Source organism: Magnetococcus sp. PR-3 (assembly GCF_036689865.1).
Taxonomy (GTDB): Bacteria; Pseudomonadota; Magnetococcia; order Magnetococcales; family Magnetococcaceae; genus Magnetococcus.
This window is the reverse complement of sequence record NZ_JBAHUQ010000006.1, coordinates 1-16,736: the sequence shown is the minus strand read 5'-3', so window position 1 is coordinate 16,736 and position 16,736 is coordinate 1. Positions and strand designations below refer to the sequence as shown.

15 protein-coding genes are annotated in these 16,736 nt (G+C 53.5%); 6 read left to right on the top strand and 9 right to left on the bottom strand.

All coding sequences use genetic code 11. From position 1 onward, the window contains the following. Positions 1–12: 12 nt before the first annotated feature. The 3 genes from flgC to V5T57_RS05800 form a co-directional block, all read right to left on the bottom strand. A complete protein-coding gene (gene flgC, locus V5T57_RS05810) occupies positions 13–438 on the bottom strand; it encodes a flagellar basal body rod protein FlgC (RefSeq protein WP_332890230.1) in 426 nt (141 codons plus the stop codon). A 105-nt stretch (positions 439–543) separates the two neighbouring features. After that, positions 544–957 (bottom strand): flagellar basal body rod protein FlgB, encoded by a 414-nt coding sequence (gene flgB, locus V5T57_RS05805; protein WP_332890229.1) that lies wholly within the window; start codon positions 955–957, stop codon positions 544–546. A 210-nt stretch (positions 958–1,167) separates the two neighbouring features. Further along, on the bottom strand, positions 1,168–1,692 hold the full coding sequence (locus tag V5T57_RS05800) for a plastocyanin/azurin family copper-binding protein (protein WP_332890228.1): 525 nt from the start codon (positions 1,690–1,692) through the stop codon (positions 1,168–1,170). A gap of 160 nt (positions 1,693–1,852) precedes the next feature. On the opposite strand from V5T57_RS05800, the gene V5T57_RS05795 reads away from it, so the two are divergent. The 4 genes from V5T57_RS05795 to V5T57_RS05780 are packed head-to-tail and all read left to right on the top strand — an operon-like array spanning position 1,853 to position 7,249. After that, positions 1,853–2,908, top strand: a complete 1,056-nt coding sequence (locus V5T57_RS05795) for a cytochrome-c peroxidase (RefSeq protein WP_442918170.1) — start codon at positions 1,853–1,855, stop codon at positions 2,906–2,908. Further along, positions 2,908–4,035 (top strand): cytochrome-c peroxidase, encoded by a 1,128-nt coding sequence (locus V5T57_RS05790; protein ID WP_332890226.1) that lies wholly within the window; start codon positions 2,908–2,910, stop codon positions 4,033–4,035. Before V5T57_RS05795 ends, V5T57_RS05790 begins: the two co-directional genes overlap by 1 nt. Next, positions 4,032–4,568: an arsenate reductase (azurin) small subunit gene (locus V5T57_RS05785; RefSeq protein WP_332890225.1), complete on the top strand. Its 537-nt coding sequence runs from the start codon at positions 4,032–4,034 to the stop codon at positions 4,566–4,568. The genes V5T57_RS05790 and V5T57_RS05785 overlap by 4 nt, the downstream gene beginning before the upstream one ends. A gap of 5 nt (positions 4,569–4,573) precedes the next feature. After that, positions 4,574–7,249, top strand: coding sequence for an arsenate reductase (azurin) large subunit (locus V5T57_RS05780; protein ID WP_332890224.1), 2,676 nt, complete (start codon positions 4,574–4,576; stop codon positions 7,247–7,249). A gap of 149 nt (positions 7,250–7,398) precedes the next feature. On the opposite strand, the gene purF is transcribed toward V5T57_RS05780, so the two are convergent. From purF to V5T57_RS05760, 4 genes are all read right to left on the bottom strand, one after another. After that, a complete protein-coding gene (gene purF, locus V5T57_RS05775) occupies positions 7,399–8,823 on the bottom strand; it encodes an amidophosphoribosyltransferase (RefSeq protein WP_332890223.1) in 1,425 nt (474 codons plus the stop codon). Positions 8,824–9,001: 178 nt separating this feature from the next. After that, positions 9,002–9,652 carry a CvpA family protein gene (locus V5T57_RS05770; RefSeq protein ID WP_332890222.1) on the bottom strand — a complete coding sequence of 217 codons (651 nt, stop codon included), beginning with the start codon at positions 9,650–9,652 and terminating at the stop codon, positions 9,002–9,004. Positions 9,653–10,059: 407 nt separating this feature from the next. Further along, entirely contained in the window at positions 10,060–11,418 is a 1,359-nt protein-coding gene (gene radA, locus V5T57_RS05765; protein ID WP_332890221.1) for a DNA repair protein RadA, read from the bottom strand. A 179-nt stretch (positions 11,419–11,597) separates the two neighbouring features. Next, positions 11,598–12,314 (bottom strand): SPOR domain-containing protein, encoded by a 717-nt coding sequence (locus tag V5T57_RS05760; RefSeq protein ID WP_332890220.1) that lies wholly within the window; start codon positions 12,312–12,314, stop codon positions 11,598–11,600. 279 nt (positions 12,315–12,593) lie between these two features. Here V5T57_RS05760 and V5T57_RS05755 point away from each other — a divergent pair, with 279 nt between their 5' ends. Next, entirely contained in the window at positions 12,594–12,782 is a 189-nt protein-coding gene (locus V5T57_RS05755; RefSeq protein ID WP_332890219.1) for a hypothetical protein, read from the top strand. Here the strand turns inward: V5T57_RS05755 and alr are convergent. Both alr and dnaB read right to left on the bottom strand, forming a co-directional pair. Then, the gene (gene alr, locus V5T57_RS05750) at positions 12,779–13,939 is read right to left on the bottom strand and encodes an alanine racemase (RefSeq protein WP_332890218.1); all 1,161 of its coding nucleotides are present in this window, start codon (positions 13,937–13,939) and stop codon (positions 12,779–12,781) included. The two genes, V5T57_RS05755 and alr, sit on opposite strands and share 4 nt — an antisense overlap. Positions 13,940–14,179: 240 nt before the next feature. Further along, positions 14,180–15,661 (bottom strand): replicative DNA helicase, encoded by a 1,482-nt coding sequence (gene dnaB, locus V5T57_RS05745; RefSeq protein WP_332890217.1) that lies wholly within the window; start codon positions 15,659–15,661, stop codon positions 14,180–14,182. Positions 15,662–15,787: 126 nt separating this feature from the next. Between dnaB and radC the strand changes: the two genes are divergently transcribed. Beyond that, complete coding sequence (radC, locus tag V5T57_RS05740; protein ID WP_332890216.1) at positions 15,788–16,525, top strand: RadC family protein; 738 nt, start codon at positions 15,788–15,790, stop codon at positions 16,523–16,525. The last annotated feature ends 211 nt before the right edge of the window (positions 16,526–16,736 follow it).

Genomic DNA, 16,736 nt, shown 5'->3' with positions numbered 1-16,736 from the left:
TCTATACCCCCCTTATCGTCCGATTTCCAACGCTTTAAGTGCCATCTGTTTGGATGCATTAAGCACCGAAACATTGGCCTCATAAGAGCGGCTGGCAGACATCATATTGACCATTTCGGTCATGACATCAATGTTGGGCATGGCCACATAGCCATCGGCATTGGCATCTGGATGGCTCGGATCATACTGCATCCGTGCAGGACGGGAGTCCACGTTGATACGGTCCACCGCCACACCCGTTGCACCCGCTGACTCTTCACGGGTCAGATAGTCCTGAAAAGGACGGGACATAAAGACCGGATCACGCCGCTTATATGGCCCCCCTTCAGGGGTACGGGTGGTCTGTGCGTTGGCTACGTTTTCGCTGATGATATTCATGCGTAAACGTTGTGCCGCCAAACCCGATGCGGTCACCTTGAAGGATGTTAAAAAATCCATCGTTCACCTCCGAGCCTGTTGCTCGGTCAAGGTTGTCACCATTCCCTGGTGTTTATGGCCCGCTCATCCTTGAGCTGTCGACCCCATTTACTTGTGTATCAGCCCTTAACGGGGCTCACCCCGGATCACCATTTTCATACGGTTGATCTGGGAGTTCAGAGATTGAGTAGCGTAGTTAAAGAGCAGTTGGTTGGCCGTTTGGCGGGCCATCTCCTGTTCCGTATCCACACTGTTCATATCCCCTTTGGAGATCGGTGTCTCCACCTCTTGAATCTCTCCTGGTGCCGCCAAGAATCCTTCTGCCGGCATATGCCGCGCATGGTTGCGCGCCATGGGCAGATCCCCAGGGTGGGGCATGGATTTGGCCAACTCCTCTTCAAAGCTTAAACGACGAGCCTTGTAGCCAGGAGTATCCCCATTGGCAATATTGGCGGCGATGATATCCTGACGCCGTTGGCGCAGATCCAACAGATTAGCCTTAAAAGCACCGCTGCTGCCCAGCAGTCCAAATCCGGACATGGTAGCCTCCAGTCACGTAATTGACGGTTCAACACCGGTCACTCTGCCGGTCACACCTGAAATTGCATGGCCTGTGCCAAAAGCCAGCAACAGGCCGCTAATCAGGTATACACCGTGAGTTACACACCCTATGCCAAGCGGACAAAACCCATTAAAAAAGCCCACCATAGGTGACCTATGGTGGGCTTTTTTAATGGCGTCTGTTCGTTATTAGGGGGTGACAGAGACCTGTTTAAACAATTTTTTAAACTGCTTCTTGGCCCGACGGCTTATCCGTGCTTTTTTGGCCTGTTCCAGATTAGGTAGCTTATCCCCCACCTGAACCAGCATCACCATGCCGTAACGGGTATGGACCCGACAACGAATGCCATACACCCCTGGCTGATCAAAGGTTACCAACGCCTCTTTTTCATGGGCAATCTCAAAAGCCTGGGCCCCTTGGGGCATCATACCCTCAATAGAAACCACCGTATGCTGACCCAGAGAGTTCAAAAAACGGATGCTCTGACCCCTTTGAAGTTTTACAAAATTGGGTACAAATTTAAACATCTCCTGAGGGGTGCTGGCTTCTAAATCTGCCACCTGATCCACATCCACCATCGGCATGGTTTTGGCCACCCGATGATCATGATGAGAGGGCGAATGGAAAACCTGTACGGTGACCGGCTCTGCCGCCTGAGCTTGCAACGTAAACAGGGTAAACAGAGCGGTTAAAAGGCGTAAGCAAGACTTCATCTGTGGCCTCGGTTTGTTGATATCGCATCTAAAACGAAATTGCGTCTTAGTCTCATTTGCATTAAACTGCATTGTGCACGATTTACCCCGCACAGCACAAGTCCTGAACATGGAGAAATCGATGGGTCCTGTTGTTAAAGCGTTGTACATGGCAACGCTGATGGTACCTTTTTTTGTTCAAGTCCCAACCGCTTGGGCAGAGTACCCCGCCCCTTTCAAGATCAACAACGCCCGTGCAGAGCTCGGCAAACGGCTCTTTTTTGATCGCCGCCTCTCTGGAGATGCCACCCTGGCTTGTAGCGATTGCCATATACCGAAGCATGGTTTTTCCGACGCCAGACCTTTAGCTCGTGCCTATACCGGTATGGATGGTTTTCGCAACGCACCCACCTTAATAAACAGCGCCTATCGGGCGGCTTGGTTTCATGATGGCCGTATCGGCACCAACCTTAATGATGTCACCCGGGAGATGATCACCGAAAGCTGGACCATGAACATGGATATGCGTTTGATGCAGGAGCGTGTGAAACAGGACCCCCTCTATGTAACCATGTTCCAGGCCGCTGGCCTGGGTGAACCCAGTAATGGGGGTGTCCGCAAGGCCATACCCGAATATCTAAAGACTCTGATCTCCAAACCCGCCCCGGTTGACCAAGGCACCCTGTCTCCAGCAGCCCAACGGGGTCAAGCACTGTTCCAGGGCAAAGCAGGATGCCAGCAGTGCCACAGCGGCCCCCGCTATAGCGATGACCAGCCCCACAATTTGGGGGTACCGGAAAATCCCAGTATCTTTAATACCGTCAAGCGTCATGTGACCTATGTCACCTTTGCCAAATTTATGGGGGTAGCCAACCCAATGGGACTACGGCGGGATATCGGTGCCCATGTTCGCACCCATCGGGCTGACCAACGGGATATGGGATCCTTTATGACCCCGACCCTGCGGGCGCTGGTCTATACCGCACCCTACATGCACAACGGTACCCTGCCCACCCTGGAAGCTGTGGTGGCATTTTATAATGCCGGGGGTGGGGTCGATCCCCATAAGGATCCACGTCTCAAGCCCTTGGGGCTCACCCAGACAGAGCAAAAAGATCTGGTGGCCTTTCTTAAAGCACTCTCCGGTCCGCCTTTAACAGGAGAGGCCTATGTTTGGGATAAACCCTTTCCTGTGGAGTATGAGGCTATTGAAAACTGGCAGGAGGTTGAAAACTGATGCACGCGCTTATTGCCCTTCTGTTCAGCACTCTTTTGATGAGCACCAGCAGTGCCGAGCCCTTACGTCCGGCGAAGTTGGCACCGCTGGGACCCCCACCTATTCCAGCAGATAACCCCCAAACCCCAGAAAAGGTGGATCTGGGCCGCTTGCTCTTTTTTGATGCCCGCTTATCGGGTGATGCCAGTATGAGCTGTGCCTCTTGCCATCTTCCCAAAATGGGTTGGGCCTTTAAGGATAGTGTCTCTCTGGGCTATCCCGGTACCGTACACTGGCGCAACAGTCAAACCATTGTTAACGCGGCCTATTATGGAGAACTCTTTTGGGATGGTGCCGCAGCCTCTTTAGAGAAACAGGCACCTGCTGCGGCCAAAGGGGCGGTGGCCGGCAATGGTGAAGCGGATCAGATGGAGGCACGTTTGGCCTTTATTCCTGAATACCGTAAACGCTTTAAACAGGTCTTTGGGGAGACCTGGCCTACTCTGGAAAATGCGTGGCGGGCCATTGCCGCCTTTGAACGAACGTTGGTACAGACCGACACCCCGTTTGACCGTTATATGCGGGGAGATGATCATGCCCTAAATGCACAGCAAAAGCGGGGTTTGGCACTGTTTGTCGGGCAAGCGGGGTGTAGTGATTGCCATAACGGAGCGCTGCTGTCTGATCAGAAGTATCACAACATTGGGGTACCCCCAGCGGAGATTTGGGCGGAGGATGGCCTGGCCCAGGTCACTTTTCGCTTTGAGCTCTACAGTAAAGGTGTGGATCAAACAAGCTACCGCCACTTCAAAGATGACCCCGGACTTTACTTCCGTTCCAAACATCCCAAACACAAGGGGCTCTTCCGTACCCCTTCGCTGCGTTATCTCCAATACACAGCCCCTTACATGCACAATGGCACCTTCTGGACCTTGGAAGAGGTGGTCGCGTTTTATAACGATGGGGGGGATGAAAACATGTGGCCGGAAACCAAATCCCGTCGGATGCAATCCCTGGATCTCACCACGAGCCAGCAGAAAGATTTGGTGGCGTTTTTGTTAAGCCTATCGGGTGAACAGATCCTTATGCCAGAGCCGGAGCTCCCCCCCATGCAGCCCCTGACCCCCCAACGGGAGGTAACCCCATGAGCCAGCCTAATCATCGCTGCATTCTCTCCCGGCGGGATTTTTTGTTTGCCTCGGCTTTAACCGTAACCACGGTTACCCTGCCCCTGGGCTGCGCCCCCCATGCACCCCGTGTACAGGCCCGCATCGGTCACTATCCCCGTCAACGCATCGGATCGCTGAAGGATCTCACGACCAGCCAGCCACAGACTTTCCGCTATCCAGACAACGAGGCCCACAGCAATAATATATTGGTCAAGCTAGGTACACGGGCTGGTGGCGGTGTTGGGGCAGAGGAGGATATTGTCGCCTTCAACCTCACCTGCTCTCACCAGGGCGGTCGTTTAAAGAACACCTTCAAGGCCGACAACTTCAGCCTGGGCCCCTGCCCTTTTCATCTCACCAGCTTTGACCTAACCCGCCACGGCATGCTGATCACAGGACAAGCCACCCAGAGCCTACCCCAAATTGTTTTGGAACTGGAGGGGGATGAGATTATGGCCACCGGTGTATTGGGGCTGATCTATGGCCGACATCAAAATAGGCTTGAGGGGTAAAGACCATGCCAAAAAAACCGTTCGTCACCCCTCAGGACCATGTGCCGCTCCCTCCCGCGGATGCGGCGATTATCTCTACCGTCTGTGACTACTGTATTGTGGGTTGTGCCTATTTGGTCTACCGCTGGCCAGAAGCTGGCCCCCATGGTGGACCGAAGGCTCATCAAAATGCCTTGAAGTTGGATTTTCCGGTCTATCCCCTGGATGGCTGGTACGCCCCCGCCCAACACACCATTGTTGAACATGAAGGCAAACCTCACCATGTGGTGATTGTCGCCAACCCCGAGATGAAATCCGTGAATGTAGGGGGGGATTCCAGCATTCGTGGTGGTACCCTGGCCCAAAAGTGCTACCGCGCCGATAGCCCCACGGGGGATCGTCTTAAAGAGCCCATGATCCGGGTGAATGGCCAACTACAGCCGGTCTCCTGGGCGCTGGCATTGGATGTTGCCGCGGCTGTGGGCCGCCATGTGGTGGATACCTATGGTAGCCATGCGTATGGGATGAAGAGCTACTCCTACCAATACATTGAAAACACCTACGCCATCACAAAGTTTGCTTTCCGCCACCTAAAAACCCCCAATTTTTCCTTTCATGACACCCCGGCGGATGTCACCAGCACCCCCGGTTTTCGGGATGCCGGTTTTGATAACTTTGGCCCCGCTTATCAAGATTGGAAGGATGCCGAAACGCTGCTCATTTGTGGAACCGATCCTTATGAGACCAAGACCATTCTCTTCACCCAGTGGATCATGCCAGGTATTGAACGTGGGCAGAAAACCATCTTCATGATCCCCCGAAAAACCGCAGGGGTGGCCCATGCTGAGGCCCGTGGTGGTCTATGGCTGGATGTCCTACCGGGCACCGACCTGCTGGTGGTCAATGCCATAGCCCGTATCATTGTGCAAAACAACTGGCAGGATCGTGCGTGGATCAAAGCGTGGGTCAACGACAAGTGGGGCAGCTCTTCAGGCTTTGGGCAGGGTACCCGCAACACCCCTTGGCAGTGGCGCACCACCTGGGGCAAGTTCCAAACCGAAGGCTATGAGGATTGGAAAACATGGTTGCTGGCCCAACCTGAGTTCACCCTGGAACAAGCCGCTGACATCTCTGGTGTCGATGCCGCTAAAATTCAGCGCGCTGCCGAGCTGTTGGCCAAACCCCGTAAGGATGGCAGCCGTCCCAAAAGCTCCATCATGATTGAAAAGGGGTTTTACTGGTCCAACAATACCGGTAATACCAACGCCATCTCCGCACTGGCCACGCTGGTTGGAGCGGGTGGGCGTCCGGGGCAGGTTGTGGGTCGGGCCGGGGGACATCAACGGGGTATGGTACGGGCCGCCGCCTACCCCCGTAACTTCTCTCCAGAGAAGGTACCAGGCCGCCGCCGTCGCGCGCTGGATGTTGACCGCTATTTTCTACAGGGCAACACCCGTATTGCCCACGTGATCGGTACCACCTGGATACAAGCCTCCTGCGGCTCTGACCAGTTGGCCGAAAAGTTTAAGGCGTTGGTCACCGATAATCCCCACCAAGTACACACGCTGGACCGGGATCATATCATCGAAACCCTAAAAAAGCGGGCCGATTCAGGGGGAACCGTGGTGTTCAACCAGGAGATCTACCCGGTCGAACCCATAGGGACCCAACTGGCAGACATTGTCTTCCCGGCGGCTACCTGGGGCGAAGAGCCCTTTATGCGGGCCAATGGTGAGCGTCGGTTACGTCTCTACGACAAATTTTATGATCCGCCGGGAGAGGCCAAGCCCGATTGGTGGATTATCGCTCAGCTGGGTAAACGCATGGGTTTTCCTGGCTATGACTGGGCTGATAGCAATGCTGTGGCCGAGGAGTCCTCCCGTTTTTCCCGTGGCAGCCGTAAAGATTTTCACATGGTCAAAGTGGCGGCTCACCAGGAAGGCAAAACGCTGCATCAAAAAATGCGTGAACTCGGGGGGGAAGGGATCCAGGGTCCCGTTTTACTTAATGATCGTGGGGAGCTGGAAGGGACCGTTCGACTGCATGATGTCAACCGCGAGCTACCCGCCACAGGTTTGACCGCACCCAACCGCATTTCCAAAAAACTGACCCGCTTCAACAGTCAGACCGGAAAGATCAATTTACAGAAATCCCCCTGGGATCTTTTTTCGGATTACTGGAGCTGGATCTCTCCCAAAGGGGAGGAGCTGTGGTTGACCTCTGGCCGTCAGAACGAGCGTTGGCAATCCGGCTTTGATGATGAACGCAAACCCCTGCTTAACCAGCGCTTTCCAGAAAATGTGGTGGAGATCCACCCTGATGATGCCGCCAAACGGGGTATTGAGAGCGGCGATTATGTGGAGGTCCATTCCGACCGTGTACCCGGTCATGAAGGGGTGGGCGCTGGTGTAGAGGAGGATGATTTCCGCTTCTCCGAACTGATGAAAGCAGGCCGTATACGCTTGACCAGCGCCCGCGTTAAAGCGGTTGCCCACGTGACACCACAGATTCGCCCAGGTGTGCTCTATATGGATTTTCTTCGCACCAAAAATCCTGCCAACACCTTGGCCGGGCGTGTGCCAGACTGGATCAGTGGTAACTACAACTACAAGATGGGGGTAGCAGAGATCACCAGGGTTGGTGACTCCCCTTACAAACACACCTTCCAGGCCTTCTCCTTTGCCCGCCGGGATCTGGCCTAACCACAGGCTAGGTGGTACCCAGGGGTTTGGGTAGCTCTGAAGCTTTGTATTTACCCTTTCAGGGTCACTGTTACACCCCCCATAACCAAAACCCCCCTTGGCCATAAGCCAAGGGGGGTCTGTTTTTTACGCAACCCTCTTCCGTACAATCAGGAGGACTCTTTAAGCAGGGTCAACTGCTCATTCTCATCCTGATTGGGAAAAGGAACCGGGTAAGCCCCGGTAAAGCAGGCATCACAATAGTCTTCCCGCTTGGCATTCAACGCCGTATAAAGACCCTCTGTCGAGACATAGCACAGGGAGTCCGCCGTGATGTAGCTGCACATCTCCTCAACCGTGTGGCTGGCAGCCAATAGCTCCTGCCGGGTTGGGGTATCAATGCCGTAATAACAGGGATTGGTGGTTGGAGGAGAGGAGATACGCACATGCACCTCTCGTGCACCAGCAGCCCGCACCATTTTGACAATCTTACGGCTGGTGGTACCCCGCACAACAGAGTCATCCACCAGTACTACCCGTTTGCCTTCAAAAATCTGCTTATTGGCGTTCAACTTAATCTTAACACCAAAGTGGCGGATCTGCTGCTGAGGCTCAATGAAGGTACGCCCCACATAGTGGTTACGGATAATACCCAGCTCAAAGGGAATACCCGAAGCCTGTGAGAAACCCAATGCCGAGGGTACCCCAGAGTCTGGGACCGGAATGATCACATCCGCATCCACTGGCGATTCCTCAGCCAGCTTGGCCCCAATGGCCTTACGGGCATTGTAGACATTAATCCCATCCAGATCAGAGTCAGGGCGGGCAAAGTAGATATACTCAAAGACACAGAAGGAGCGCTTCTGTTTTTGGAAAGGGAAAAAACTGTGAATGCCATCCGGGCCAATCACAATCATTTCACCCGGTTCCACATCCCGCCAGAACTCAGCTTCGATCAGGTTGAGTGCACAGGTCTCGGAAGAGACCACAATGCCCTTATCCCCCACCTTACCCAAGACCAGGGGTCGTAGACCGTGGGGGTCCCGTACCGCAATGATCTGGTTCTCATCCATGGCCACCATGGCATAAGCACCCTGGACTTGCTGCAGGGCCTCAACCAGACGGTCAGAGAATTTGGTTTCCCGAGAGAGTGCCGTTAAATGCACAATCACTTCGGTATCCATGGTGGATTGAAAAATGGAACCCCGGCGTTCCAGTATCCGGCGCATGTCGGTGCCGTTTACCAAGTTGCCGTTGTGGGCAATGGCCAAACCGCCATCGGCGGTATCCACCACCAAGGGCTGTAGGTTGCGGGTGTTGGCACTACCACCGGTGGTGGAGTAACGCACATGGCCAATGGCCTTATCCCCCTCCAGAGCATCCAGTTCCCGTTTTTTAAACACATCCGCCACCAAACCCTGACCGCGGGTTGTGTGGAAGATGCGATCTTTAACCGAAACAATGCCTGAGGACTCCTGCCCACGGTGCTGCAAGGCATAGAGACCCAGATAGGTCAGGTTGGAGGCTTCTGGGTGGTTAAATACCCCAAAAACGCCGCATTCATCATGAAAGTGTTCGTCGGTAGGATCAAACAAGGGTCGATTCCGCTCTTCAATCTAAAGGCATGGCACAATGACCAATACCCCCAGGATCACCCACACCTTTAAAATGGTGTGGTGACAACAAACCGGGCCTGCAGGATCGTTGCTACCCCCCTGACAAACCCGCCCGTAACGCAATATGTCTATGACCTCCGGACCAGTCGCTCACCGTTTAAAAGAGGCGTGCCACATTCTCAGCCGGTTTATGGGTCAACAGTGGTGCTGGCAATTCGGCTGGAGGTGCCTCCATGGGCCGTTGTAGCCAAGCTTCCAAGGTCCGTTCATCGGTCTCCCAAGTGGGTACAGGAACGGTTTGGATACGGGTTGGGCGCTCATCCCCATAAACCCGCAGCATGGAATCTTCCGGTTGTAAGATGCTCAACCGCCACGCACCCTCTGCTAAATGCTGTGCCATAATGGAGCGTTTCATCACCGCCTCTGGTGGACCACCAAAGGCCATCAAGGTGCTAAAACCCACCAAGAGGATGAGCATACCACGAACCAAGCCAAAGCTCATCCCCAGGATGCGATCTTTCCAGTTCAATTCTGCGGGGGCAATAGCCCAACTGAGGAAATAACCCACACCCCATACAGCCATTAAGGTGGTGATGAAGACTAAAGAGATGGAGAGTATACGTACCATCTCTACATCTGCCACCCATGGGTTAAGGTGCGCAGCCAACCGGCCACTCATAAACGTGGTCGCGATAAAAGCTAAGACCCAGCCCAGTAACGCAAAAACTTCCCGGAAAAAGCCCCGGCTTGCGGCTAGAAGCAGAACAGAACCGAGGATGAAAATCAACAAATAATCAAACCAGATCATGGGATACCTCGTTTCAGATCAAAGATCTGAGCATTTCCATCGTTATTTCCTATCCTTATGTAAACTGGCCCGAAGCTCCTTTTCGAACCGATCCTACAGCGGGCTGACATGGGGTTTGTACCCATAGCTTTAACCCGGTTTTAGCTTCTTCCTGACCCCAGTACAGCCGTGGGGTTGAAAGGGCATAAAGCACACTTTTTTTTTCCACACCCTTGCCCATCCTACCCAAGGATCACCCAGGTACTTTTGGCTGCGTGCCAACACAAGAGGCTGAATGCTGCACCGATCTATCCCCGTGTAAGCCTGAAGACCCATACAGGATGATAACCACGATGCATTGGGAGCAGACCATGCGTCCTACCCAATGCATGCGATCACAACGGAGCCAACAGCGTAGAGAGGTACCCTTAAGCCAACAGCTCCACGGCATCCTCAATCACCTCAACAGGGTGCAACTTCATTTGCATACCCTCTGGCAACCCTTTCATGCTCTTCTTGGGCAAAATACAGCGGGTAAAACCCAGTTTCTCCGCTTCTTTCAAGCGGGTTGCGGCATGAGAGACAGCCCGCACTTCACCAGCCAAACCCACCTCCCCCAACACCACCATGCCTGAGTCCAGACTGATGTTACGCAGGGCCGCATACAGGGAGAGTGACACGGCTAAATCTGCTGAAGGCTCATTGACCCGAAAACCACCCGCCACATTCAAAAAGATATCGTGGTTAAACAGGCCCAATCCCAACCGTTTTTCCAAAACCGCTGTCAGCATAGCCAGACGGTTGGTATCAATCCCCACAGTGGTACGCCGGGGTTGGGGTAAGGGGCTTGGGGTGACCAGAGATTGGATTTCAACCAATACCGGCCGTGTACCCTCCAGCCCTGCATAGACCACCGATCCAGCCGCGCCCCCGACCCGTTCTGAGAGAAACAGCTCTGAGGGGTTGGTCACTTGTGCCAAACCATCCTCACGCATCTCAAACACACCAATTTCATTGGCGGCCCCAAAACGGTTCTTAACCGCACGTAAAATCCGGTAGCTGTGGCCCCGCTCCCCTTCAAAATAGAGCACCGTATCCACCATATGCTCCAGGATACGAGGACCTGCAATCTGCCCCTCTTTGGTCACATGCCCAATAAGAAAGAGCGCCATATTGCGTCGTTTGGCCCATTGGATCATGCGTGATGCACACTCACGTACCTGGGTCACCGTCCCCGCCGCTGAGGGTATTTCATCCCCAGCGATGGTTTGAATAGAGTCCACCACCAAAACATCGGGCTCCTGTTTGGCAACCGCCTCTTCCACCGCTTCTAAACGGTTCTCCATAAAGACCCAAAAGTTGGAGCCGTCCACCCCGAGCCGCTCCGAGCGTAACTTCAACTGAATGAGGGACTCCTCCCCCGAGACATAAAGGACCTTGTTGTTTTTTGAGAGCTTAGCCAACGCCCCCATCAACAGGGTGGATTTACCAATACCTGGATCACCCCCAATTAAAATGGCCGCTCCAGAAACCAAACCTCCGCCCAACACACGGTCAAGCTCAGAGATCCCGATCTGAATACGCGGTGCCTCACCCCCATCCACACTCTGCAAGGTGATGGGCTCCATCTCCACCCCCAGCTTAGGGTGGGCCGAGCGCGCCCCTTTTTTAGCTGGGGTAAAGGCTTTAAGACTGTTCCAGGCATTGCAGGCGTTACATTTGCCTTGCCACTGACGAAACTCCGCACCACATTCGGTACAGACAAACTGTTCTTTTACCTTGGCCATACCATCGCCGCTTCTACATGCCAAACATGTGGTGAGAAAACAGGGACAGCACGTGGTACTGTCTCCCCCAGGTTTTTATCCAGGCAGGCCATATCCAGCCTACTTATGGCCCCGTTACAACCTTTGGCGGGCTTATCCGCCACAGCCATACATACCCTTAGGCATGACCCGAACCACCCTTAGTGAATCCGCTGATAGTGGGCGGTATATCCGGTTTCATCTTTGATCAAACGCACCACATCTTCAGCATCCAGCTGGTCTGAAAAAGGACCGACCAGAATATGAAAACGACTGCGCTCTCCCTGCCAGATCATTTTCATCCGGGCGGGAATATTCTTATGCAACAAATTTTCAAGGACCCGTGTACCATTTTCTCGGTTACCAAAAGCACCCACCAAAACCAGATATTTGCCCATCGGCTGGGTGCGTGGATAATCCGCAGGCAACGCCTGCCCTGGTGCCTGACAATCCTTAAAACGCATCTCTTTGTTGGGGACCACCTCTGGGTACTGGGTCACCCGGAGCATGGCATGAATACCTGTACGACGGGCCAACCAGTCCCGCACCTGCTGGGCCTGAATGCTGCTGTTGTAAGGACCCGCCAATACCTGAATACGGGGTGGGCGCATGTTAATCTGTTTATGGCACCACACCTGTTCCAGACCAATTTTCTGGGCTGCTTTAAGGGTGGCCAAGGCCATATCTTGGCGGCTGGCACTCTCTAAAAGTAGCGTATGCAAACCACCGGCATGGGTTGCTACTGGTGGTACATTTTGCCCCTTTTGCGTCGGCATAACGGTACTGTTACTCCACCCTTCTTGAGGGGGGTGAAACATAAATAGCACCAGTGCCAACACCCCAAATATGCGCAGCCAGTTTAAAGATTCATCTTTCATATCAGTAGCTTCAAAAATTGGTTAAGGATCTCATCCATCCGAATATTCGGTCCCAACAGGGGTTAGGGAATAAGGTCCATCCACCAACCTTATGAGCAAGGGGGGTGCCAAGCAGGTTTTATAGGGAGATAGGAAAGCTTAGGCGCATCAATAGGGGTTGATCCCCATCAATGCAACACAACGTCACCAGATTTAGGATGGATACACACTTAAGAACAAGGAACGTCATACGAGTGCGATATGCATTCGTGTCTAAATTGGCTAGGAATGACGATGACCATGTCGATGACAGCACAACGCAGGGAACACGCGATCGAGACCCTTAAACAGAGTTTGGTGGACCTGGATCGCTTTGTGGCCGAACGGCAAGATGATCTGAGTTTGTTGGTCGTCCATAAGGAAAATGGACTACAGCGCATGCAGAAAAAACGTCAGATGCTTGAAGCCATGATGGAAAATGTACGTTAACCAAAACAGCTTGATAGTACATCCCCTTCGCGGTAGCGACGGGGTACCCTGGGACCGATACGGGTGAGGATTTCATAAGGGATGGTCTGTAACTGGTTCGACATCTCCTCCAATGTCATCTCTGCCCCCTTCTGCACCCCCAAGAGCACCACCTCGTCCCCCTGTTGTATCTCCCCCGGCAGATCCGTAATATCCACAGCAATCTGATCCATACAGACAATCCCTACAACGGGGCAGCGTTGCCCGGCAATGAGTACGTGTCCCTTGTTGCTGAGCAGGCGGTTGTAGCCATCGGCATAACCCACAGGAAGTTGTGCAATACGGGTTTGACGTGGTGCTGTAAAGGTATGGCCATACCCCAAAGAGCGACCTTTGGGGAGCGTATGGATGCGCTGGATGTGGGTTATCCATTTCACCACAGGTTGCAGCCCCTCTTCTGCCGCAGTTGTGTAGGGATGAAAAGGTGAAGCCCCATAGATCATAATTCCCGGACGGACCCACTCATAATGTGCCTGAGTATGCCCCAATATGGTCGCTGAGTTGGCAAAGGATAGCCCCAGCTGTTTTTCTTGAACGAAGGGGTGTTCCAGAATCGGTGCCATCACCGCGAGCTGATGGTCGGTGATGGGGCCTGCCCGATCATCAGCACAGGCCATATGGGACACCAAACCTGCCAGTTCCAGCTCTGGCATACCCGCCAATTTTTCCAACAGTTCAGGGATGGCCTCAGGGTGGTAACCCAACCTTGCCATGCCGGTATCCACTTTAATATGTATACGGATAGGACCGATCTGTTTGGCAGCCTGCCAGAGCCGGTCAAGATCCACTTCATCACTTAAAAAAGGCTCGACACGCGCACGGATCGCCCGTTCTTCTAAGCCAGGATAGAGCCCGGAAAAGAGCATAATACGTTTGCCAATTCCCGCCACACGTAACTGCTCAGCCTCTTCAACCAAGGCCACACAGAAACCATCGGCCTCTTCCAGTGCATGGGCCACCCCAATGGCACCGGTTCCGTAGCCATCCGCTTTAATGACAGGAAAGTGGGCCACATCTTCCCCTGTGGCTTTACGGGCGATACGTAGATTATGGCGTAGTGCCGCCATATCCACTTCCAACCAGGTGGGGCGATGGGACCATGGGGTAGAGTTCTGCATCGGTGTGCTCCCATTGGTAATAGAGCTAAAACCTATTTTTTATGCTGGGCTGCAAAACTGAGTATACACCCCTGTTTTGTCCCACCATACCAACATGTAAAGCTGATGGTACGGGGTTGTAAACCTTAAGCCAACCCCTTTACAGCATGGCCGATATACCCTACCAACAGCCAACATGCCTATACCCCATAAACCACAGCATAAAGGGGGGGCCACCCTCTTCAGGCCACCATAGGGTGGTTAATACTCTTCCCGGTTGGCAAAGTTTTCAAAGCGGGTAAATTGGTTCTGAAAAGCCAAGTTTACAATACCCACGGGACCATTCCGCTGTTTGGCCACGATCACTTCGGCCTTACCCTTTAGATCAATATCATCCCGTTTATAGTACTCTTCCCGGAAGACAAACATCACCACATCCGCATCCTGCTCAATACTTCCTGATTCCCGCAAATCGGAGAGAATGGGGCGTTTATCCGGCCGCTGTTCCACCGAACGAGAGAGCTGAGAAAGCGCAATAACCGGTACCGACATCTCCTTAGCAATGGCCTTTAAACCCTGACTAATTTGGGAGATCTCCTGCACCCGGTTATCGGTATTGGTACTGCCCCGCATCAACTGTAGGTAGTCGATCACAATGAGCTTCAGCCCTTTATCCCGCTTTAAACGGCGACATTTGGCCCGCATGGCGGTAATGGAAATAGCCGGAGTATCATCAATATAGATCGGTGCATCTGAGAGCAAAGTCGCGGTGTTGGTCAGGTTTTGATAATCGTTGGTACGGATGTTACCAATCCGCATGGCCTGGGCATCCATCCGTGCTTCAGACGCCAGCATACGCATGGCCAACTGTTCTTTGGACATTTCCAGAGAGAACACACCTACAGCCTCGTTATGGTGTAGGGCGGCATTGGCGGCAATGTTCATAGCCAGCGCCGTTTTACCCATGGAAGGACGCCCAGCCAGAATAAGGAGATCTGAAGGCTGACACCCCGCCAACTGACGATCCAGATCTACAAACCCGGTGGGGACACCGGTGACCGCACTCTTTTGCTCCATCAACGATTCAATTTTTTCAAACACCGGCACCATGATGCTCTTCATATCATGGTAGCTGGACCGGCTGCTGTCTTTCGACTCCCCCAGTTGAAAGATCTTCTGCTCGGCCTCTTCCAAAATCTGATCCACGGGGGATTCACTCCCGTGGCAATTCTCCACCACTTCGGTGGCGGTCTGGGCCAAACTGCGTAACAGTGCCTTATCCCGCACCATACGGGCATAGGCTTTGGCGTTGGCCGCGGTTGGTACGGTGGTAACCAACTCTGCCAAATAGACCGGTCCCCCCACCCCATCCAGCTCATCGGACCGTTCCAAATATTGACGCAGTACCACGGGATCCAGCGGTTCACCCCGTTCCATCAGCTCCAACATCGCCTGATAGATCTTACGGTGCGCACCCATGTAAAAATCATCCGGGGAGAGAGAGTCAGCCACGGAATCCATGACGTTGTTATCCAACAACACCGCCCCTAAAACCGACTGTTCTGCCTCACGGGACCAGGTTGCACGCTTTTTGGGTGCATCGGGGTCCTGTTCCATTGCGGTGCTGGTTTCTAAAGATGCCATACCCTGAGGAGGCAGCGCTTCTGCTTGAGCATCCATCGGGTACGGGGGCTCCTCCAATGGTGGGGGCGGAACATCCATGGTCGGGGGGGTCTCTTCCATGATCTACCTTTTATACGGTGGAATGAAACGGATACGCAAAAAACCATGCATAGGCCGGTTATCCGTTTTACAATACGCCAGATATACACAACCCATTCATTGTAAGCCAAGCGACTGCATAAGCAAATGGCCCAAGCAAAATCAAACCATAAGACCAAGTCCAAAGAGCCCACCCTGCATGGTGGACACCGGGATCGTCTGCGTAACCGTTTTGCCCAAGAAGGGCTGGATGGCTTTGAAGACCATCAAATATTGGAATTGGCACTGTTTTATGCCCTGCCCAGACGGGATACCAACCCCATTGCCCACCGCTTGGTGCAGCGCTTTGGCTCCTTATCGGCGGTGATGGAAGCCGACCCGGTGGATCTGGCTTCGGTCGAAGGCATGGGGGAAACCGCTGCGCTGTTTTTAACCCTGCTACCCGCCCTTACCCGACGCTATCAACACGATGCCGCCACCCGCACCAAACCCCCTTTAAACCGGGCAGATGCCGTACGTGATTACCTGATGCCGTTAATGGCTGGTCGCATGGAGGAGGTCTTTTACGTCCTCTGTTTGGACGCACAGTGTCGCCTGCTGTTTCCTGCCCTGGTCACCGAGGGTACGGTACGGCAGGCCCATGTTCACCCCCGTCAGGTGGTTGAACTGGTCATTCGGCATAAAGCGGCCCATGTCATCCTGGCCCATAACCATCCATCGGGTAATCCCAAGGCTTCACAAGATGATATTCTGCTTACCAGCCATCTCATGCAGGCCTTAAACCCCATTGATGTCCACGTTTTAGACCATGTGATTGTGGCCGGCAAGCGGGTGTTTAGCTTTGCCAGCGCCGGTATGATGCCTAAACAGCAAGTTCGATCGTAAGGTCTCTGTATTAAAGAGGATCACGGGCAGACATCACCCTTGGCCTCATGATCAAACCACCCCATAGGCCCCTACCATCCCAGGTGCGCACCGCGCAAGCCCTTACGCCGCAACGGATATGACCGTCATATGCCATATTCCACCCATGCCCAGCCGCAAACGCCCTAGGTCACCGCTATGCACCCCCTATTTTTTAAACGCATGCTTATGA